The organism is Leuconostoc holzapfelii (assembly GCF_012396485.1).
In the GTDB taxonomy this organism is placed as follows: domain Bacteria; phylum Bacillota; class Bacilli; order Lactobacillales; family Lactobacillaceae; genus Leuconostoc; species Leuconostoc holzapfelii.
In genome coordinates, this window is record NZ_JAAXPO010000008.1 from 52,461 (window position 1) to 72,876 (window position 20,416).

General features: G+C 45.1%; 19 protein-coding genes and 1 tRNA gene. All 20 read left to right on the forward strand.

From position 1 onward, the window contains the following. Positions 1 to 294 precede the first annotated feature (294 nt). The 20 genes from HF966_RS07425 to HF966_RS07520 all read left to right on the forward strand — a co-directional run bounded on the left by HF966_RS07425 (position 295) and on the right by HF966_RS07520 (position 20,333). The gene (locus tag HF966_RS07425) at positions 295 to 1,566 is read left to right on the forward strand and encodes a uracil-xanthine permease family protein (protein WP_168677538.1); all 1,272 of its coding nucleotides are present in this window, start codon (positions 295 to 297) and stop codon (positions 1,564 to 1,566) included. A 400-nt stretch (positions 1,567 to 1,966) separates the two neighbouring features. Further along, positions 1,967 to 2,692 (forward strand): F0F1 ATP synthase subunit A, encoded by a 726-nt coding sequence (atpB, locus tag HF966_RS07430; protein WP_168677540.1) that lies wholly within the window; start codon positions 1,967 to 1,969, stop codon positions 2,690 to 2,692. 139 nt (positions 2,693 to 2,831) lie between these two features. Then, a complete protein-coding gene (gene atpE / locus HF966_RS07435; protein ID WP_004902064.1) occupies positions 2,832 to 3,059 on the forward strand; it encodes a F0F1 ATP synthase subunit C in 228 nt (75 codons plus the stop codon). A 25-nt stretch (positions 3,060 to 3,084) separates the two neighbouring features. Further along, positions 3,085 to 3,594: a F0F1 ATP synthase subunit B gene (atpF, locus tag HF966_RS07440; protein ID WP_168677542.1), complete on the forward strand. Its 510-nt coding sequence runs from the start codon at positions 3,085 to 3,087 to the stop codon at positions 3,592 to 3,594. A gap of 12 nt (positions 3,595 to 3,606) precedes the next feature. After that, positions 3,607 to 4,149: an ATP synthase F1 subunit delta gene (gene atpH, locus HF966_RS07445; protein ID WP_168677544.1), complete on the forward strand. Its 543-nt coding sequence runs from the start codon at positions 3,607 to 3,609 to the stop codon at positions 4,147 to 4,149. 13 nt (positions 4,150 to 4,162) lie between these two features. Next, positions 4,163 to 5,677 carry a F0F1 ATP synthase subunit alpha gene (gene atpA, locus HF966_RS07450; protein ID WP_168677546.1) on the forward strand — a complete coding sequence of 505 codons (1,515 nt, stop codon included), beginning with the start codon at positions 4,163 to 4,165 and terminating at the stop codon, positions 5,675 to 5,677. A gap of 15 nt (positions 5,678 to 5,692) precedes the next feature. Further along, positions 5,693 to 6,601 carry a F0F1 ATP synthase subunit gamma gene (locus tag HF966_RS07455; protein WP_168677548.1) on the forward strand — a complete coding sequence of 303 codons (909 nt, stop codon included), beginning with the start codon at positions 5,693 to 5,695 and terminating at the stop codon, positions 6,599 to 6,601. Positions 6,602 to 6,712: 111 nt separating this feature from the next. Further along, on the forward strand, positions 6,713 to 8,113 hold the full coding sequence (gene atpD, locus HF966_RS07460) for a F0F1 ATP synthase subunit beta (protein WP_168677550.1): 1,401 nt from the start codon (positions 6,713 to 6,715) through the stop codon (positions 8,111 to 8,113). Positions 8,114 to 8,127: 14 nt separating this feature from the next. Continuing rightward, complete coding sequence (locus HF966_RS07465) at positions 8,128 to 8,577, forward strand: F0F1 ATP synthase subunit epsilon (RefSeq protein ID WP_168677552.1); 450 nt, start codon at positions 8,128 to 8,130, stop codon at positions 8,575 to 8,577. Between the two features lie 193 nt (positions 8,578 to 8,770). Further along, a complete protein-coding gene (locus tag HF966_RS07470; protein WP_168677554.1) occupies positions 8,771 to 9,817 on the forward strand; it encodes a phosphate/phosphite/phosphonate ABC transporter substrate-binding protein in 1,047 nt (348 codons plus the stop codon). Positions 9,818 to 9,955: 138 nt separating this feature from the next. Continuing rightward, positions 9,956 to 10,705, forward strand: coding sequence for a phosphonate ABC transporter ATP-binding protein (phnC, locus tag HF966_RS07475; RefSeq protein ID WP_168677556.1), 750 nt, complete (start codon positions 9,956 to 9,958; stop codon positions 10,703 to 10,705). Further along, the gene (gene phnE / locus HF966_RS07480; RefSeq protein ID WP_168677557.1) at positions 10,702 to 11,523 is read left to right on the forward strand and encodes a phosphonate ABC transporter, permease protein PhnE; all 822 of its coding nucleotides are present in this window, start codon (positions 10,702 to 10,704) and stop codon (positions 11,521 to 11,523) included. The genes phnC and phnE (HF966_RS07480) overlap by 4 nt, the downstream gene beginning before the upstream one ends. A gap of 11 nt (positions 11,524 to 11,534) precedes the next feature. Beyond that, positions 11,535 to 12,344, forward strand: coding sequence for a phosphonate ABC transporter, permease protein PhnE (gene phnE / locus HF966_RS07485; RefSeq protein ID WP_168677559.1), 810 nt, complete (start codon positions 11,535 to 11,537; stop codon positions 12,342 to 12,344). Positions 12,345 to 12,387: 43 nt separating this feature from the next. Continuing rightward, positions 12,388 to 13,893: a bifunctional metallophosphatase/5'-nucleotidase gene (locus HF966_RS07490; RefSeq protein WP_168677561.1), complete on the forward strand. Its 1,506-nt coding sequence runs from the start codon at positions 12,388 to 12,390 to the stop codon at positions 13,891 to 13,893. Positions 13,894 to 14,043: 150 nt separating this feature from the next. Beyond that, positions 14,044 to 14,655 carry a LysM peptidoglycan-binding domain-containing protein gene (locus HF966_RS07495; protein WP_168677563.1) on the forward strand — a complete coding sequence of 204 codons (612 nt, stop codon included), beginning with the start codon at positions 14,044 to 14,046 and terminating at the stop codon, positions 14,653 to 14,655. A gap of 138 nt (positions 14,656 to 14,793) precedes the next feature. Further along, a complete protein-coding gene (locus HF966_RS07500) occupies positions 14,794 to 15,696 on the forward strand; it encodes a hypothetical protein (RefSeq protein ID WP_168677565.1) in 903 nt (300 codons plus the stop codon). Between the two features lie 22 nt (positions 15,697 to 15,718). Next, positions 15,719 to 16,954 (forward strand): NADH-dependent flavin oxidoreductase, encoded by a 1,236-nt coding sequence (locus HF966_RS07505; RefSeq protein ID WP_168677568.1) that lies wholly within the window; start codon positions 15,719 to 15,721, stop codon positions 16,952 to 16,954. Between the two features lie 134 nt (positions 16,955 to 17,088). After that, a tRNA-Glu gene (locus tag HF966_RS07510) sits at positions 17,089 to 17,160 on the forward strand. Positions 17,161 to 17,295: 135 nt separating this feature from the next. Continuing rightward, positions 17,296 to 19,662, forward strand: coding sequence for an RNA polymerase recycling motor HelD (gene helD, locus HF966_RS07515; protein ID WP_168677570.1), 2,367 nt, complete (start codon positions 17,296 to 17,298; stop codon positions 19,660 to 19,662). Beyond that, positions 19,659 to 20,333, forward strand: a complete 675-nt coding sequence (locus HF966_RS07520) for a nucleoside/nucleotide kinase family protein (protein WP_168677572.1) — start codon at positions 19,659 to 19,661, stop codon at positions 20,331 to 20,333. Before helD ends, HF966_RS07520 begins: the two co-directional genes overlap by 4 nt. Positions 20,334 to 20,416 lie beyond the last annotated feature (83 nt).

Genomic DNA, 20,416 nt, shown 5'->3' on the forward strand with positions numbered 1-20,416 from the left:
GTAAAAATTTATTCCCTGCATCAATTAAACAAACAAGCAGATAAAATTTTCTGGACAACAGCGACAAATCATGCAGGCGTGATAGATTGGCAAGAAGCGAGACGATGCCCTGATGTGAATATTTCAGCTTCGATCTGCGTTTGCTGCGCAATACAAAATTGCATACGAAGAACCTGACATCATGCGTGCATGGGTCAGGTTTTTTGGTTTATAATAGAAACGGCAAAAAATCAGGCCAATGGGCATGATGAAATAATGAGGAGGAAGTGCCAAAGTGTTTTGGCACAAAAATATATGGCAGCAAAACCAAATAATGCAATTTATGATTTACATGATAAACCACCTTTTTTCACTTGGTTAGGGTTGTCGTTGCAGCATCTATTTTCGATGTTTGGGGCAACGGTCTTGGTGCCATTACTGGTCGGGTTAAATCCTGGCGTGGCCCTGTTTACCTCAGGAATTGGCACACTCTTGCATTTGCTGATTACGCGCGGTAAGGTGCCGGCATATATGGGGTCTAGCTTTGCCTTTATTGTGCCAATGGCGGCTTTGATGAAGACGATTGGCTATCCCGCGGTTGCGCAAGGCATCATTGCGGTTGGTTTGGTGTATCTCATCGTAGCTGTTGTGATCAATTTCACTGGGACGCATTGGATTGATCGTTTATTTCCCGCAGAGGTTGTTGGGCCAATTATTATGGTCATTGGGTTAAGTCTGGCTGGTTCAGCTGCCAGCTCAGCAACGATGTTAAATGGGCATTATGATTGGAAGATATTTGTTGTTGCGCTGATTACTTTACTTGGCACAATTGCCTTTAATATGTTTCTCAAAGGGTTTCTTGGCCTATTACCAGTGCTTTTGGGCATTGTTTTTGGTTATATTGTCGCAATGCTCTTTGGTCTAGTTGATTTGTCACCGGTGGCTGCCGCACATTGGTTCCAACTCCCAAATTATGCAACATTTATCGGCCATGACGGTTTTCATTTTTATCCTGGGGCAGTTTTGAGTATGGCGCCCTTGGCCTTGGTCACCTTATCAGAACATTTGGGGCATTTGATGGTTTTGTCTAAAATTACTGGGCATGACTTCTTTGAAAATCCTGGCCTGGAGCGCACCCTGGCCGGTGACGGGACGGCGTCAGTAGTTGCCGGATTAGTTGGTGGACCAGCCGTCACGTCTTATGGTGAAAATATTGGTGTGATGCAATTGAGTCGCGTATACTCTGTTTGGGTCATTGGCGGAGCGGCGTTCTTTGCGGTTGTCTTTAGTTTTATCGGTAAGTTGTCGGCATTGATTTCAACAATTCCTGGTGCCGTCACGGGCGGTGTCGGTTTCATGTTGTATGGTGTGATTGCCGCTGCGGGCCTACAAGTCATTGTGGATAATAAGGTGGATTACAGTAAAAAACGTAATCTGATGATTGCCGCGCCAGTATTGGTGGTGGGGATTGGTAACTTCCATTTACAGTTGGGCGCGCAAATGGACTTTTCAGGTGTTGCTATTGCAACACTTTTGGGGATTATTTTAAACCTCGTGCTACCAAAAGTAGCGGCGAGTGAACAATAAGCCAGTAAACAAGCAAAAATGCTTGTTTTTTTTATCACAAAAATCCAACTTTTATGACACAAAATTGACCTCAATGATAAAATGAGTGAAAAAATCGTCAGCGCGGGGGCTCAAAAATATTGGCAGGCACGCTTGTTCATCGGATGAACGAATCATCACGCTTTTCAGGATATCACTTGATTTTTCGAGTTATAATTTGTTGTTAAAATCCTTGTTGCTATGATTTGAAATGGCGTCAATGCGGTGGATTGAAAATTATGAAAAGTGAAGCGCTTTCTTTGTGAAAAAGTGACGTAAAACGGTTGTATTTCATTTTGAAAAGCGTATTATAGGTTTATATGTTATGACGAATAGCCGTTTACGACCATTTCGCCAAATTTATTGAGAAAGGAGAAGGCGCATGGATGACCCTACGGCACCGTTTGAGTTTCTAGGCCTCACGTTCGATTGGGGTACGATACTTTCAACGTTGCTGGCTATGGCAATCGTTGTGATTGTATCGATTGTGCTCACACGACAGCTCTCGTTACGACCAGGTAAGCGACAAAATATGATGGAGTACTTACTTGATTTTACGAATGGTATCGTGGATGGCCAATTGCCAAAGAAGCAAGCACGCCAATTCGGTTTGTACGCATTTTCGTTGTTTTTCTTCATTATTGTGGCAAACGAAATGGGTATGTTGCTTCAATTGCAAGGTGCAGATGGGGTGACTTATATTAAGTCACCAACTGCAAACCCGATCGTGACGATGACGTTAGCCATCATGACTTTGATGGTTGCACACGGTATGGGCGTGCAGCAGCTTGGCTTTAAGGGCTACCTTAAAAACATGCTGTTCACACCTTATGTTTGGATGTTACCACTCAATATCATTGAACAATTGGCTAACTTCTTAACGTTATCACTGCGTTTGTTTGGTAACATTTTCGCTGGCGAAATGTTACTGACACTCGTGGCTAATAGCCTCGCTTGGCCGGGACACTTTAACGGATTCTGGTCAGTATTGGCATTGCCGATTGAAATGGTCTGGCAAGGCTTTTCACTCTTCATTGGTGGAATACAGGCCTATGTATTTGTTATCTTGACTGGTGTGTTTATCGCCCAGTTATCTGGTAATGAATAAATGAATGGGGAACTTGAGCATCTGGCTGGTTGTTCCCAAACAACGCGGGAGCGTTTCATCTAATCAAACTAAAACGTTGCCAAACATGGCTCACCTAGGTGAGTCATGGTGTTGGTACGCTACAATAAGGAGTAATCTCATGGATTTGCACAATCTTGGTGTAATCGCAGCGGGTCTTGCAGCCGCTGGAGCCGCTGTTGGTGGTGGTATTGGAAACGGTGTTTTGATTTCACAATTCTTAGCAGGTATGAGTCGTCAACCAGAACTTGAAAGCCGTTTGTTGTCTCGTATGTTCTTGGGTGTTGCGTTGGTCGAAGTTATGCCAATTTTGTCAATTGTCTTCGCCTTCATGTTGATGGGCAAGTAATCATAAGAATGAGTGGAGGAAAATCATGTTTGGTTTAACAACCTTAGCAGCAAACAAATTACCTCTCGGTAATATGCTGTTTATTATCATTTCATTCCTCGTGCTGATGGTTATTTTGAAGAAAGTGGCCTACGGGCCGTTGACTAAGGTACTTGACGAACGTGCTGAAAAAATTTCAGCGGATATTGATGGCGCTGAAACAGCGCGTCAAGAAGCCGAAACTTTAGCAGCACAACGGCAAAGCGAATTAGCTGAGACGCGTCAAAAAGCGACGCAAGTGGTAGCTGATGCAAAGGCAAGTGCACAAAAGCAAAGCGATGCCTTACTGACGGCTGCTGCTGACCGTGCGACTTTGATTAATCAGCAAGCGCAAACAGATGCTGAAAAGCTCAAGGAAGACGCGATTTCTACTGCAAAAGACGATGTGGCAGCGCTTTCGGTAGCGATTGCTTCAAAGCTCATGCAAAAGGAACTCTCGTTAAATGATCAACAAGCATTAATTGATGCTTACATTTCAGATTTAGAAACTAAATAAAGGGGTATTGGGATGGCAAAAAATCTTAAAACGATCGCTAACCAATACGCCAAAGCAATTTTTGAATTATCGAGTGAACAAGATAACCTTGCGGCAACGCGTGCGGATTTAAATGCAATCCAAGCCGTTTTAGATGCCACGCCAAACTTTATTGTGACCGTGACAGCTAATGATGTCGCTGCGCCAGATCGGGCAGCACTATTAGCAACTTTAACGCAAGGTGGCGTCCCTGCTGTCCAAAATTTAGTGCAATTATTGGCACGCAACCAACGTTTGGCTTTGTTGCCAATGGTCATTGCGGCTTTTAATGAACACGATAATGCGGTGCACGGTATTGTTGATGTCACAGCGACGACGGCTGTGACACTTGATGCGTCACGATTAGCCAAGTTAGCCACAGTATTTGCAACAAAGACTGGGGCTAAAAAAGTTAATCTGACAAATGTTGTGGATGCGTCAATTCTTGGTGGTGTCATTTTACAATCATCATCAACGTTAATTGATGGTAGTCTACGCACAAAAATTGCCAAAATGAAGGCACAATTATTAGGTTAGTGAGGAAGAATGAATGGCTATTCAAGCTGAAGAAATTTCTGCTTTAATTAAGCAACAGCTCGAAAAGTTCGACACAACGCTAACTGTAGAAGAAGTGGGAACTGTTACTTATATCGGTGATGGTGTGGCCCGTGCAACTGGCTTGGCAAATGCTATGGCTGGTGAATTGCTCGAATTTGCCAATGGCACATTTGGGATGGCCCAAAACCTCGAATCAAGTGAAGTCGGCATCATCATTCTTGGTGGTTATGACGATATTCGCGAAGGTGATACAGTTAAGCGTACTGGCCGCATCATGGAAGTGCCAGTTGGCGAACAATTAATTGGACGCGTTGTGAACGCATTGGGGCAACCCATCGATGGCTTAGGTGAAATTAAGACGGACAAGACACGTCCTGTTGAAGTTAAGGCACCAGGTGTTATGCAACGTAAGTCTGTTTTTGAACCATTACAGACAGGAATTAAAGCAATTGATGCCCTCGTGCCAATTGGTCGAGGACAACGTGAATTGATTATTGGTGACCGTAAGACAGGTAAGACGTCTTTGGCCATTGATACAATTTTGAACCAAAAAGATCAAAACATGATTGTCATTTATGTGGCCATCGGACAAAAAGATTCAACGGTGCGTACACAAGTTGAAACATTGCGCCAAATGGGCGCTTTGGACTACACGATTGTTGTTAATGCAGGGCCATCAGAACCTGCGCCAATGTTGTATTTGGCGCCTTATGTTGGTGCTGCCATGGGTGAAGAATTCATGTACAACGGTAAGCATGTCTTGATTGTGTATGATGATTTGTCAAAGCAAGCCACGGCTTATCGTGAGCTGTCTTTGATTCTTCGTCGGCCACCAGGCCGTGAAGCCTACCCAGGTGACGTGTTCTACTTGCACTCACGTTTGCTTGAACGTGCAGCCAAGTTATCTGATGAGTTGGGTGGCGGCTCAATGACAGCCCTACCATTCATCGAAACACAAGCTGGGGACGTGTCAGCGTATATCCCAACCAACGTGATCTCAATCACGGATGGTCAAGTGTTCTTGGATGCCGATCAATTCTACGCAGGTGTTCGCCCAGCGATTGATGCCGGAACATCGGTTTCTCGTGTCGGTGGGGATGCTCAAATTAAGGCCATGAAGAAAGTTGCCGGTACTTTGCGTTTGGACTTGGCTTCATTCCGTGAACTTGAAAGCTTTGCGCAGTTTGGTTCAGATTTGGATGCAGCCACGCAAGCTAAGTTGGCGCGTGGTCGTCGGACAGTTGAAGTTTTGAAGCAACCCTTGCATCAACCAATGCCGGTGCAACATCAAGTGCTTGTTTTGTATGCCTTGACACATGGCTATCTTGATGACGTGGCAGTTGAAGATATTCAACGCTTCCAAGACGAATTAATTGCTTACGTCGATGCGAATGCAACAGATTTGTTCAAGACAATTGTCGAGACAAAGAATTTGCCTGACGAAGCTGCCATGAACTCAGCAATTGAAGCCTTTAAGGCCGGCTTTGCTGGTTCAGCAGCGGAATAATAGGAGGACGCTGCAATGGCTTCTTTGCAAGATATTCAGCGTCGTATCTCATCCACAAAAAAGACGCGGCAAATTACGAGTGCCATGCAAATGGTATCAACAGCCAAGTTGAGCCAAATTCAACGCTACAGTGCAGGTTATCAAGCCTATGCTGCCCGTTTGGAGGCGGTTGTAGAACATTTGGTATCAGCGAACTTATTTCAAAATGCTGATGCAAAGCACATCCCTTTGATTGCACAACGCCCAATTCAAAAAACTGGGATTTTGGTTGTGACGTCTGACCGTGGGTTAGTGGGTTCTTACAACGCCAACATTATTAAACAAACTAACGCCTTGTTAGCGCGTTTGAATTTGGATCAAACCAATACGGTGATCTTGGCTGTTGGTGGTAATGGGGCTGATTTTTATAAAAAGCGTGGGTTCGAAGTGATTTTGGAACACCGCGGTGTTTCTGATATCCCATCGTTTAATGAAATTCGTTCAGTGGTGAAAACAGTCACCAGTTTGTACGAGTCAGAAGTGTTTGATGCGCTTCATGTCGTGTACAATCATTTTGTGAACCGCTTGACGAGTGAGTATCGCGATGTGCAACTGTTACCTTTAACGGGTGAGACATTGGACGCGATGGGTGGTACAGAAGACGAAAAGGCACAATTGAATATCCAAAGTGCTTATGAAATCGAACCAGATACCACAGCAGTTTTGAATGTTGTGTTACCACAATTTGCGCAAAGTCTAGTGTATGAGGCTGTGCTTGATGCAAAGACGGCTGAACATGCGGCATCGTCGACAGCGATGAAGAGCGCAACGGATAACGCCAAGGATTTAATTGGGCGGTTAGAGTTGCAGTTCAACCGTGCGCGTCAAGCAGCAATTACGACAGAAATTACAGAAATTACAGGTGGTATGGCAGCTTTGGAGTAACCTGGAAAGGTGCCAGCCGCCAATCAACGATAGAAATATTTGCTGCAACAAGCAGCGCGTTGTGACACATCATTTTGAGGTGTCACATGCTAAATTGAAAGGAAAACGACAATGAGTACTGGAAAAGTCGTACAAGTGATTGGTCCGGTCGTCGATGTTGCGTTTGAAGCAGGTGAAGTGGTTCCTGACATTAATAACGCGCTTAAAATCGATAAGGGCAATGGTCAAACTTTGACAGTTGAAGTGTCATTGGCATTAGGAGACGGCGTGGTTCGTACCATTGCCATGGATTCAACAGATGGTCTCCAACGTGGCATGGCCGTTGCTGATACGGGCGATGCCATCAAGGTCCCAGTTGGTGAAGCAACTTTGGGTCGCGTGTTTAATGTTTTGGGTGAACCTGTGGATAACAATGGCGACATTGCCGATGAGACACCACGTAGTTCAATCCATCGTGACGCACCAAAATATGATGAATTAGCTAATTCAACCGAAATTTTAGAAACTGGGATTAAGGTCATTGATTTATTGGCACCTTATGTCCGTGGTGGAAAAATTGGTTTGTTTGGTGGGGCCGGTGTTGGAAAAACCGTGTTGATTCAAGAGTTGATTCACAATATTGCCCAAGGACATAATGGTATTTCTGTCTTTACTGGTGTCGGGGAACGTACCCGTGAAGGTAATGACATGTATCATGAAATGGCTGAATCAGGCGTTTTGAAGCAAACCGCCATGGTTTATGGTCAAATGAATGAACCACCTGGTGCACGTATGCGGGTGGCGTTGACTGGTTTGACAATGGCTGAAAACTTCCGTGACAACGAAGGTAAGGATGTGTTGTTGTTTATCGATAACATTTTCCGCTTCACGCAAGCCGGTTCTGAAGTTTCTGCTTTGCTTGGGCGTATTCCATCAGCCGTTGGCTACCAACCAACGTTGGCGACGGAAATGGGTCAGCTGCAAGAACGGATTACGTCAACGAAGAAGGGGTCTGTTACCTCAATTCAAGCCGTTTATGTCCCAGCCGATGATTATACCGATCCGGCACCTGCGACAACATTTGCGCACTTGGATGCCACAACGAACTTGGAACGTGCCTTAACACAACAAGGTATCTACCCAGCCGTTGATCCATTGGCATCTACATCTTCAGCGCTTGATCCACAAGTTGTGGGACAAGAACACTATGAAGTGGCGACAGAAGTACAACGGACATTACAACGTTACCGTGAATTGCAAGATATTATTTCTATCTTGGGTATGGATGAATTGTCTGATGAAGAAAAGACAACGGTTAACCGTGCGCGTCGTATTCAATTCTTCTTATCACAACCCTTCTCCGTGGCTGAAACATTTACTGGCATTAATGGAGAATACGTACCGGTTGCTGAGACCGTACGTTCATTTAAGGAAATTTTGGATGGTAAACATGACGATTTGCCTGAAGATGCTTTCCGTAACGTTGGTGCCATTGAACAAGCTGTTGAAAAAGCCAAGTCAATGGCCCAATAAGGGGGTATTGATGAATGGCAGATGAAACGACTACAGCACCAGCAACAGGTATCACAGTGCAAATTGTGACCCCTGTTGGTGAAGTTTATAATGAACCCAATGTTGAATTAGCCATTGTGAATACGCAGGGTGGCCAGATTGGTATCATGCGTCAGCATGTCCCAATGTTGGCTGCCTTGACGATCGACGAATTAGTGATTAAAAAAGCAGGCCAGAAAGAATCTTTGGCAGTCAATGGTGGCATTGCTGAATTTTCAAATGACTTGTTAACGGTTGTCGCCGACAGTGCGGAAACTTCAGATAACATTGATTTGACGCGTGCACAAAGTGCCAAGGAACGTGCGGAAGCACGGATTGCACATGCACAAGATGACAACAATGATGCTGATTTGAAGCGCGCGCGTGTCGCCCTCATGCGGGCAGTGAACCGAATCCATGTCGCTGCGTTGAATCATGGTGAATAACGAAACGTTGGTAAACGACGGGCAAAACCGAACAGTGATGTTCGGTTTTTTTGTGTTTTAAAATACGAGTGTACCACACTGCTGTACAGTATCTTTACGTAATACTAGCTATTTTTTTGACAAGTTTTGCGTATGCTAAGGTTAGTTATATTTGTGACATTTAATGCTAAGTGAGCATAAGGAGAGAATACTCATGAGTAAGAATGCGAAAACACTCGCAGGTATTGTAATTGTTGTTATTGTTGCGATTGCTGCCTATTTTGGCTTGACACATACCGGTGCAAAGTCAGCGTCGGATAAGACAATTCAGGATCTTAAGATTTACTTTGTCCCATCGAAACAACCCGATCAAATTATCACCGTGACGGCCCCACTAAAAAAATTGTTAACGACACAATTGAAAAAATCAGGATATGACGTCAAAAATGTTGATATCAAGGTTGGCACGAGCTACGAAGCAGCCGGAGAAGCCCTATCTTCTGGTACGGCTGATGTTGGCTTTATTCCGGGCGGGACGTATGTGATGTATCAAGATGGTGCCAAGGCGTTGCTAACAGCAACGCGTGCTGGGCTGAATAAAAACTTTGCTGATGCTGCAAAGTGGAATGATGGCAAACCAACAGAAAAGACGGACAAGCAAGTGTCGACGTATCGCTCAATCTTTATCGCTGGCCCTTCAGCCAAAGGCCAAGAATTGGCTAAAAAAGTGAATGCTGGAGAAAAGTTAACTTGGGACGATTTGAATTCAGCGAAGTGGGGCTTATCTTCCACAACATCATCAGCAGGTTATATCTACCCATCACTCTGGCTGAACAAGAATTACAAGAAAACGGTAGCGGATTTAAAGAACACAGTAACGGTTGATTCTTATGGGTCAGGTATGGCTCGCTTGGCTTCTGGTCAAATTGATATTCTGCCAACTTATGCTGACGCCCGTAGTGACTTTGAAAAAATGTGGACGACAGACTATAAACAACCAAACTCAATTTGGGCAGAAACGAATGTGATTGGCGTGTCACAAAATATTTATAACGATACAATTTCGGTGTCAAAGAAATCAAAAATCATGACGCCGGCCTTTGAGAAGGCTTTGTCGGATGCCTTTATTGCGTTGGCCAAGACGCCTGAAGGTAAGAAAGTGATTGCGATCTATTCACATGAGGGTTATGTGCCAGCAAAGTCATCAAATTATGATGGCGAACGTGCTGCACAAAAACTGTTGAAGTCAGCACAAAAGTAGCGCGATTGCATAATACCGAAGAGTATCGCGTGAATCAGTAATAGGTGCCAAGAAATAGTGTTTTACAGGAAAGCAGCGCCACACGCGCGGCTTTTCTTGCGTTAGAGCCAAAGGTGCACGACAAAATAGGATGGTAGCATGATTAAATTTGAACATGTCTCAAAAACCTATCCCAATGGGGTAAAGGGATTAAAAGACATCAATTTAGAAATACAAGACGGTGAATTTATTGGCATTATTGGGATGTCGGGTGCGGGGAAGTCAACCTTGATTCGAACCATCAACCGGTTGAACGCGATTACCGAGGGCCAATTGACGGTGGATGGGATTGAAATTTCGACGTTGAAAGGGCAAGCCTTGCGGCAATACCGCCGCAAAGTGGGGATGATTTTCCAATCGTATAATCTGGTCCCGCGTATCTCAGTCATTAAAAACGTGATGAGCTCGTTGGTGCCAGATATGCCATTTTGGCGGGTATTGTTTGGCGCCTTTTCCAAAACCGAAAAAATCCGTGCGTTAGAGGCACTGGATCGCATGTCAATGTTAGACAAAGCGTTTGTCCGGACAGACCAATTGTCTGGGGGGCAACAGCAACGCGTGTCGCTTGCGCGAACATTAACGCAAAATCCAAGTGTCTTACTAGCCGATGAACCCGTAGCCGCACTGGATCCGGTGACGGCGCATGAAGTCATGGATGACTTTAAGCGCATTAACCAGGAATTAGGGCAAACAGTCCTCATCAACATTCACCACGTTGACTTGGCCTTAGAGTATGCACAACGCATTATTGGGATTCGTGCCGGGCAAATTGTTTATGATGGGCCGGCTAGTGCCATGACCCAAGCGACACTGGATTTAATCTACAGTAAAGATGAGGCGTCATCATGAGATGGTATGATCAATTATTTGAAGCCGAAAGCTATCAGTTAGCCAATGGGAAAGTTGTCTCCCAAAAATTTACACGCTTACCGTTGCTTCTTGCTTTATTGGTGATTGGGATTGGGGTCTCGGTCTGGGTCACTGGTTTTAGTTTGACCACATTGCTGACTAATTTTGTGGGCTTTTGGCAAATTTTAGCCAGTATGTGGCCACCTAATGTCGCCTATTTCGCCCAAGTCTGGCAGCCGCTACTCATCACCATCCAAATGTCATTTTTTGGTTCGTTTTTTGGGGCTGCGCTGGCTTTGCCATTTGCGATTCTGGCTGCACACAATGTGATGAAACAGCGACTGGTTAATTTGGTGGTGCGGTTTATTCTAACGGTTGTGCGCACCATTCCGACCTTGGTTGCCGCTTTGATTGCGACTTACATTTTCGGCTTAGGGACATTTGCCGGGACTGTGGCGATTTTCCTGTTTAGTTTCTCATTTGTTGGGAAGCAACTATTTGAATATATTGAAGCAGTGAACATGGGCGCTTATGAAGCGTTGATTGCGACCGGTGCCAGTGCACCACGGGCGTTTGTCACCACCATTTTGCCACAAATTTTGCCGACTTATTTGTCAACGTCGTTATTTGCGTTTGAAGGTAACGTGCGTTATGCCGCTATTTTAGGGTATGTTGGTGCGGGTGGTATTGGGATGATTTTGAATGAAAAAATTGGCTGGCGCGAGTTTCAAAGTGTGGGGATAATTCTGTTGTCGATCTTTGTTGCTGTGGTGGTTATTGAGACCGTGAGTCAACAATTACGTCGCTATTTGAGTTAAGGAGCGCGCAGATGAATCAGAAATTAACGTCAGTTCTTGAGCAAGCCCCACGCCGTGGTCGTCAATATGCACTCATGGTGGTCGTATTGCTCGTGTTAGTCGGTTTGTCGACACCGGCATTAAAAGGCGCAGATATCACTGCTAAAGGCATTGATATTGGCCAAAGTATTTTAACGGGGCTATTAACGCCAGATACGCAACTGCTTTTTGGATTAGGTAACAATGGGGTGGCTTACTTAATTTTGCAAACCATCGCCATTGCGTTTTTAGGCACGTTAGTGGGTGCGGTGATTGCGGTGCCGCTATCCTTTGTGTCAGCGACAAATATTGTGCCACGGCCAGTTGTGATTGTGACACGCTTGATCATCATGGCGATTCGGACCATCCCGTCACTCGTTTATGGTTTGATGTTTATTCGTGTGACGGGCCCTGGGCCTTTTGCTGGGGTCATGACACTAGCCGTCGTGTCGATTGGGATGATTTCTAAGTTGTTTATTGAAACGATTGAAGATTTGGATCCAGGTATTTTGGAATCGTTGGATGCGTTTGGCGCTACTTTTTTTCAAAAAATTCGCTACGGGGTCTTACCGCAGCTGGGGCCGGACTTTATTTCAATTTTAGTGTATCGTTTTGACATGAATTTACGTGAAGCGACGATTTTAGGGCTGGTTGGGGCTGGCGGTATCGGGGCGCCGATGATTTTTGCCTTAAGCGCGTATCATTGGCACCAGGTGGGCGCGATTTTAATTGGCCTCTTCATTTTGGTCTTTGTTGTGGAAATATTATCGGATAAAGTACGGCAAAAGATCATCCAGGGATAGCATAGAGAGGCGACCTAGGTCGTCTTTTTTTATAGGAGGAGCAATGAAACACTTTAGGTTGTACTATACGTCGGATATTCATGGTTATTTACTGCCAACGGATGACATCCAGACTGGCGCACAACCGCTAGGCCTAGCCAATGCGGCGACTCATTTTCAAAAAGATGCGCAAACATTGATTATTGATGGTGGCGATATGTTTCAAGGTTCGCCAATGTTGCAATATTTACAGCAACATCCGGTGCAAGATGCCGTAGCCACGGCCATGAATCTGGCCGGTTACGATTATGTAACCCTAGGCAATCATGATTTTAACTTTGGCTATGCGGCGCTTCAGCAGCATTTATCACATCTGGATGCGACAGTGATTGCCGAAAATGTCACGGATTTAAACGGAAAAACCTTGTATCCTGCACAAATTAAAACGTTCGGGGATGGGACACGTGTTGGGTTCATCGGGTTAGTCACTGATTACATTAATATTTGGGAGCAACCAGCCCATTTAAAAGGCATTAAAATTGCGGCCCCATTGGACCAGGCGCAACAAACCGTTGCCTATTTACGGGAACATGCAGATGTGGTGATTGGCGTTTATCATGGTGGGTATGAACGTGACTTGGCGACTGGTCAGCGACTGAGCGATACGACAGAAAACATCGCCTGTCAGCTCACACAAGCGCTAGATTTAGATATTTTATTGACAGCACACCAACATGGTGATGTACCACCACAAATGATAAATGGTGTTTTAACGTTGCAACTGCCCAATCAAGCAAAAAAGTTTGCGTTGGTCACGGGCCAAAAGCAGCAAGATCAATGGCAGTTCGCTGCTGAAACAAAGCCAGTTGGTGACATCGCGCGACCAGATATTGTGACAGCCTTAGCACCGTTGCAGCAACAAGTCGAATCATGGTTGGACCAGCCGATTGCCATGTTAAACGCGGCGGTCCCAGCTGTCGAGCCATTACAAATGGCGCAGTTCGGCCATCCTATTTTGCAATGGCTTGCGGCGGTGCAGTTAGCCGCTTCGCAAGCCGATGTGACCTTAGTAAGTCTCAATAATAATCCGATGAGTTTACCCGTCAATGTCACCTTACGACAAATTTTGCAAAACTATCCCTTTGACAATACCTTGGTGACGAAGCGGATCACGGGTCGCGCCTTGCGGGATAGTTTGGAGCATACGGCCGACTACTTTATCGTCGCAGCGGGCCAGCCAGCGATTAATCCGGCGTGGCTTAGACCAAAAGTAGAACACTATAACTATGATCTGGTTTACGGATTACACTATACATTTGATCTCACCCATCCGGTTGGCCAACGGGTCACAACGTTGCAATTTAAAGGACGCGACGTGCAAGATGATGAGACGTTGACGATTGCCATGAACAGCTATCGCGCTGTTGGCGGGGGAAATTATCCAGCTTATCAACAGGCACCGATCGTTTTGCATGATCAACGATCAGTGCAAGAATTGTTAATTTCATACTTTAAAAAGCATAATCAGCTCCCAAAAGTACCGAAATTGTCACTTACCCTTAAATACTAAACAAATTTAATATAAAAAGTCTACTAAATAACAGTACGTAATATAACTGACATGATACCGATGTTTGCCTATTATATTTAAGGCATAGAATACTCTACGTAACATATCGTAAGAAAAACTTAAATCATTCTATTAAGAGGTATATATTTCATGCTTAGTTTTAAAAAGACATTAACAGTAGCTGCTGGTGTGGCCAGCGCTTTTGCATTCGGTGCATCACATGCAAGTGCCGACACAACTGATTCACAAAACTTACCAACAGACTATGTTGTCAAGTCAGGCGACACATTGAACAAGTTGTCAAGTGAATTCAATACGACAGTTGATAGCATTGCTGCAAAAAACAACATTGCCAATGTTAACTTGATCATGGTTGGCCAACACTTGAACTTTGCTGAAACAGTGGCACAATCAGCTGCGCCTGCTCAAGCAGCGCAAGCACCCGCTGCACCAGTAGCAGCGCCTGTACAACAAGCGCCTGCTGCAACACCAGTAGCAGAACCTGTACGTCAAGCAGCACCACAAGTATCTTCATCAGCTGCTTTGAACGCTTTGATTGCCCGCGAATCAAGTGGTAACGTGAACGCCCGTAATGGTCAATACTACGGTATTGGTCAATTGTCAGCACAAGCACGTGCTGTCTACGGTGGTAACTCAACAGACTATAACGATCAATTGAACGCCATGAAGGCTTACATTGCTGCACGTTATGGCACAGCCGAAAACGCTTGGGCACATTCACAAGCAACTGGTTGGTATTAATCAGAAGCGATTATCCTGATAAAGGTCACGAAAGTGGCCTTTTTTTGTGCTTTTAAAAAGTGTGTTGTTTGACACAATCTAGTCAACCCGGTATACTTGTAGCAAACTGACGCACCTTTTGGGAAGGGAGAAAAGAGGATGGATCAAGATAGTCAATATTATAGTCAGGCATTGAAATTTTTTGTTAGAGAAAAGCACGTCCCGGTTAAACGTATTTTGGCCGAGGCGAATATATCACGCAGTCGCTTTTATGCCTACATCAATGGCGCGGGCGATCTGGCGATGACCAGATTAGTGTCAATTTTAAATGTGTTAAATATCAGCTTGAATGATTTTTTATTGTATGCCCGCTTGCTCAAACAAGACGCTTGCCAAACAATACCGGCCACATGTCCATCGCAGCAACATACCTTGCCTGAACAAATTGCTTGTGCGGTAGCCACAGCCCGGGCAACACAAAACCATACTCGGCTTGCTGAAGTGCTTAGGCGGATGCAATTGACACTTGATGAGTCAACGGAAAAGCAAATTATCCAACCAATCTTACCGTTAGTGACGACCATTTTAGGGACAACGGCGTATTATACGGCGGCAGAAATTGAGCTTTTCTTAGTGGCGATGCCGCATCTGTCATACAAGCAATTGCAGCTCAGCTATCCCAAGGCACAGGCTGCGTTGACGCAACGCATAGCTGTTACGCACGAGACCTCTCAGCATTTTAGTGATTACTTAGTTGAAATGCAATATCACATGATGCTTGCGCGGTTGAAAAATCACGAAACATCAGCGGGGATTCGATTGGCTGCGCAAATTACGGCATTGCCTACAGGACAGTTAGCCTGGCATGCCAATTTTATTAAAAAGATGGTGGCAGTTGTCATGGCTATTTTGCAACAACAAGGACAACGCGCACAAATTTTATATAGTAAACTGGTTGAAATGATTTATTTCATCCAACCTACCGAACAATGGTTGAGCTATGAAAAATTATTGTGTCATGATTTTAAACAGTTGCAACAAGTCGTACTCGCCACGAAATAAAACTTTTTTGTATAATAGAGCTATGCAGATAAACTATGATTTTTTAGACAATTTCACATTTCCAAAAACAGCCATGACCGTCAGAAATCGCATTGTGATGGCCCCAACAACCTTGCGTGCCTCACTCGAGGATGGCAGCGTGTCTGACAACGAATTGCAGTATTACCGGCTACGGGCGCAAGGGCCTGGCCTGATTGTAACCGAGGCGGCCCATGTAAATGATTTGGGGTGTGGCTGGGAAGGCGGAATTGCCGCTTCAGACGACGAGCATATTCCCGGTTTAAGACGATTAGCGCGCACCATTCAATCAGGGGGCGCTAAGGCCATTTTGCAGATATTTGCGGCCGGTCGACAATCGACAACGGCCATTTTACGTGGTGAAACGCCGGTTTCAGCTTCGGCACAGCCCTATCCACGCGGCGAAAATGACACCCCGCGTGCTTTATCGCATGATGAAATCGTCCAAATTATTGATGATTTTGCACAGGCCACTAAGCGTGCCATTTTGGCCGGCTTTGATGGCGTGGAATTACATGGGGCCAATTTATATTTAATGCAACAATTCTTCTCACCAGATAGCAATCGCCGGTCCGATATCTGGGGTGGGACGTTTGAAAAGCGCCAACGATTTGGGCTCGCCGTGACAGCAAAGGTCGCTCAGACGATTGAAAAGTACGCTGATCGACCATTTCTATTGGGATATCGTCAGTCACCAGAAGAGCCAATGACACCAGGCATCACGCTGGCAGAATCCTTGGCATTTGCCCAAAAAATTGCTGCGCTGCCAGTTGATTATCTTCATCTGGCACTTAAAGACGCTTTTCAAACACCGTTTAAGGATAAAGGTGATACAGAAACAATCATCGCTCATTATCGCCGTGTGCTACCAGCAGATATGCCGATCATGGTTGCTGGTTTGTTGAAACAACCAGACCAAGTTGAGCGCTTAATGGATGAAGGCGTCACATTTGCTGCGCTGGGGCGTGAACTCATTATTGAACCTAACTGGGTCCAGAAAGTGATGCAACACGACATACAAGCGATTCGTTATGCGATGTCGCCAGCTGAATTTGACCTACTTGGTATACCCAAACCGCTAGAAAAGTGGCTATTGACACGTTTTCGTCATGGTTTTCCCATGACAACAGACCCTGAATTTGACCCGCAGGTACCATGGCGTGTCTATAAGCCGGCGATAACAGTAAGTCAGCGGCCAATCGATCCAACGCAACTGATGACGCTGAAGCCTAAACCTTAAGCAGACGCGTTGTGGTGTTCGTTAGAACAAATGATGTCATATTTGAGAATTTATGTCACAAAAGTGTTGACGACAACTTTATTTCTTGCTATACTAATATAGTTGTCTGATACATATCAGGCATCACTGACCATGGCTCGTTGGTCAAGTGGCTAAGACGCTGCCCTTTCACGGCGGAATCGAGAGTTCGATTCTCTCACGAGCTATATCAAGTCGCAACTTCGGTTGCGGCTTTTTATATATTTTAAAGCACAAACGCGGCCTTTGTTTGTGCTTTTTTGTGTTCTGTCAGGATAAAGCGTATAATTAAATCACTGAATTTGAAGAGAGCGAGACGCATTTTGGCCAACGAAATTAAAATTGACGAAACAAAATACTTGAACAAAACGCTAAAGGCAATGCATAAGGCATTGCTGACAACAGAGGCTGAAATTAAACGGACAAATCAAAACATTGATCATGTTGCCCAGAGTTGGGGGGATGTGCGTCTCAAGACGGACACTTACTCAGGGATTGTCGAGACAGCCGCCTCAATTCGGCAACAACAGCAAATGCTTTCTGAACGGGAAAATTCTAAGACACGAGCAGAACAACGTTTTGCCACGCTAAGCAAACAAATCGAGCGCCCTTATTTTGCGCGAATTGATTTTAGTGAGTCGGCGAGTGATTCGGGGGAAGCGGAAACAATTTATATTGGGCTTGGTTCATTTAGCGATGAAGACCACAAGTTTTTAGTGTACGATTGGCGCGCGCCGGTAGCGTCGATTTATTATGATGGTGGGATCGGCGAAGTGTCCTATCTCACCCCAGATGGCACACAACAAGCCAACGTGACGTTGAAACGTCAATTTCAAATTGAAGATGGGGTCATTGTGACGCTGTTTGATACGGAAGAAGCCATTGGGGATGCGATGTTGATGAACGCCTTATCAGGTGAATCATCAACGAAGATGAAGTCAATTGTAACCACGATTCAAAAAGCGCAAAATAAAATTATCCGTAACACCGCCGCAGACTTGTTGTTTGTTCAAGGTGCTGCGGGTTCAGGAAAGACGGCGGCTGTCTTGCAGCGCGTCGCCTATTTGTTGTACCGCTATCGTGGCAAGTTGACAGCTGGGCAAGTGGTGTTATTTAGTCCAAACCAATTGTTTAACGACTACATCGATAATGTGTTGCCAGAACTTGGTGAACAAAATATGGTGCAAATGACGTTTTATCAGTATGCATCGCGGCGCTTACCAAAAATTGCGGTGGAAACATTACAGGAACGTTTTGAATATGATCAAACTGACATGGCAATTAATCTTGCCAAAGGGAGTTTGGCGATGTTTGATGCGGTGACAGCTTATGCCGATCATTTGAATCAGGCGGATATGCGCATTCGGCACCTGATGTTCCGTGGTGAACCATTCATCACGAAGGAACGTATCGCTGAAATCTATTATCAATATAATGGTAATTACAAGTTAGGCCAACGTTTGGAAGCGACACGTGACAGTTTGATGCGTATTCTCAATGCGCGCATTGGCACGGAAATGCGGAAAGAGTGGGTCGAACTAGCCATCGAAAACTTGTCAAAACAAGAATATGATGAGCTCGTTGGCGCTGGGCGCGTGCGCATGGGCGATGATCAAGAGCAAGATGCAGCCGCAAGAACACGTTTGGCCCAACTGGGCGACGGGCCAAAAGAGCGCGAATTTGCCAGTGAAAAAGCAGAACGGCATTTCTTGTCACGGCAAGTGGTGACACGTGCGTTAAAGCCGTTGGCTCGCCAGATTCGTCGGGGGAGTTTTTTGAATATCAATGCGCAGTTTGTTGATTTCTTACGCCAGGCACATCACTACTTGGATTTGTCTGCCTTTGGTATCTCTGAGACAGTCTGGGCAGCCCATGTCGAAAGTGTCATTACGGCTTTGAAAAACAAGCAACTTTCACTCATTGACACAACGATCTATCTGTATTTGTATGACTTGATTACTGGTAAGCATGGCGAACGGGATATTCGTTTCTTGTTTATTGATGAAATTCAAGATTATACGCCGTTCCAACTGGCCTTTTTGAAGTTTAGTTTCCCGCGTGCCAAGTTCACGGTACTGGGTGATTTAAACCAAGCCATCTTCACCAAGGATAATGCGACGAACTTGCAACACGATTTTGCCACATTGTTTGACCCAGAACGTGTCGAAACGGTGCAACTCACGCAAACGTATCGTTCTACCCAGCAAATCACTGATTTTACCAAATTTATTTTGCGGGGCGGACAAGACATCGATGCATTCAATCGTGATGGTGATAAACCAGCGCTGTATGTCTTACCTGATGAAGCGACAATGCTTGCGCAATTGCGCCAACAACTCGCTGAAAACGCGGAAAATCATGAAACCACTGCCATTATTACGAAAACACTGGATGATGCGCAGCACTTGGCCCGCCAATTGGCTGATCAATCCGTAACATTGATACAATCAGAAAACCAACGCTTGGCGCAAGGGGCGATTATTGTCCCATCTTATTTGGCCAAAGGTCTGGAATTTGACGCCGTTGTCATTTGGCATGCGGATAATACCCGTTACGGGGATGATTCAGAACGCCGTTTGTTGTACACGGTGGCGAGTCGGGCGATGCATCGTTTGACGATGTTGGCACAAGATCAAGCGTCTGTGTTGTTGGCTGATGTACCAACAACCCTTTACGAGGTTCAGGTATGAATACATTAGTGGCAGCCATTCAGCAACGGTATCATGGGAGCTTCATGACGATTGGTATTGCGGGTTCGGTGGCAGTTGGGAAAAGCACGTTTGCCTCTCACTTGGCATCGGTGCTCGGCGCGCAGGTTCAAGTGGTGAGTACGGATGATTTTTTAATGGCCAACGCAACTTTGATGGCCAAGCAACTGTTTGATCAAAAAGGCTTTCCGCAAACGTACGCTTTAGACCAGCTAGCCCAAGTGATTGCGGACTTTCAGGCCGGCGCAGATCAGGTAACGATCCCCAAATACAGCCAGGAAATTGCGGACATCGATGGCACGGTGCAACAAACCATCACACGGCCAGATATTTTAATTATTGAGGGTGTGGTGGCGTTGCAGCTACCAACGATCGATTTTAAAATATATCTGGATGCAGATTTAACCGCGATTAAGGGGTGGTATTTAGCGCGGACGTTGGAAATGACGGCGCTGGCCAAAGAAGATCCCACGTCATGGCGCTATCAATTTACGCAAATGCCAATTGATGCGTTGACGACGTTGGTGATGAAAACGTGGGATGAAACCAATCAAGTTAATTTAGAGCGTTATATCTTACCAACAAAACAAACTGCTGATGCCGTGGTGCACCTTGATGCGCAACATCAAATCGATTACATTACGATAAAATAATCATAATAGATTGTCAACTTTGTTGACAATTTTTTTTGTTAGGGGTAAGATATTCTACGTGATCAAATTGGTGATCAATTTGG

Bases quoted from the DNA above. Each gene is read 5' to 3' on its own strand.
- HF966_RS07425 (WP_168677538.1), top strand. From the start codon at position 295: ATGGCAGCAAAACCAAATAATGCAATTTATGATTTACATGATAAACCA.
- atpB (WP_168677540.1), top strand. From the start codon at position 1,967: ATGGATGACCCTACGGCACCGTTTGAGTTTCTAGGCCTCACGTTCGAT.
- atpE (WP_004902064.1), top strand. From the start codon at position 2,832: ATGGATTTGCACAATCTTGGTGTAATCGCAGCGGGTCTTGCAGCCGCT.
- atpF (WP_168677542.1), top strand. From the start codon at position 3,085: ATGTTTGGTTTAACAACCTTAGCAGCAAACAAATTACCTCTCGGTAAT.
- atpH (WP_168677544.1), top strand. From the start codon at position 3,607: ATGGCAAAAAATCTTAAAACGATCGCTAACCAATACGCCAAAGCAATT.
- atpA (WP_168677546.1), top strand. From the start codon at position 4,163: ATGGCTATTCAAGCTGAAGAAATTTCTGCTTTAATTAAGCAACAGCTC.
- HF966_RS07455 (WP_168677548.1), top strand. From the start codon at position 5,693: ATGGCTTCTTTGCAAGATATTCAGCGTCGTATCTCATCCACAAAAAAG.
- atpD (WP_168677550.1), top strand. From the start codon at position 6,713: ATGAGTACTGGAAAAGTCGTACAAGTGATTGGTCCGGTCGTCGATGTT.
- HF966_RS07465 (WP_168677552.1), top strand. From the start codon at position 8,128: ATGGCAGATGAAACGACTACAGCACCAGCAACAGGTATCACAGTGCAA.
- HF966_RS07470 (WP_168677554.1), top strand. From the start codon at position 8,771: ATGAGTAAGAATGCGAAAACACTCGCAGGTATTGTAATTGTTGTTATT.
- phnC (WP_168677556.1), top strand. From the start codon at position 9,956: ATGATTAAATTTGAACATGTCTCAAAAACCTATCCCAATGGGGTAAAG.
- phnE (WP_168677557.1), top strand. From the start codon at position 10,702: ATGAGATGGTATGATCAATTATTTGAAGCCGAAAGCTATCAGTTAGCC.
- phnE (WP_168677559.1), top strand. From the start codon at position 11,535: ATGAATCAGAAATTAACGTCAGTTCTTGAGCAAGCCCCACGCCGTGGT.
- HF966_RS07490 (WP_168677561.1), top strand. From the start codon at position 12,388: ATGAAACACTTTAGGTTGTACTATACGTCGGATATTCATGGTTATTTA.
- HF966_RS07495 (WP_168677563.1), top strand. From the start codon at position 14,044: ATGCTTAGTTTTAAAAAGACATTAACAGTAGCTGCTGGTGTGGCCAGC.
- HF966_RS07500 (WP_168677565.1), top strand. From the start codon at position 14,794: ATGGATCAAGATAGTCAATATTATAGTCAGGCATTGAAATTTTTTGTT.
- HF966_RS07505 (WP_168677568.1), top strand. From the start codon at position 15,719: ATGCAGATAAACTATGATTTTTTAGACAATTTCACATTTCCAAAAACA.
- HF966_RS07520 (WP_168677572.1), top strand. From the start codon at position 19,659: ATGAATACATTAGTGGCAGCCATTCAGCAACGGTATCATGGGAGCTTC.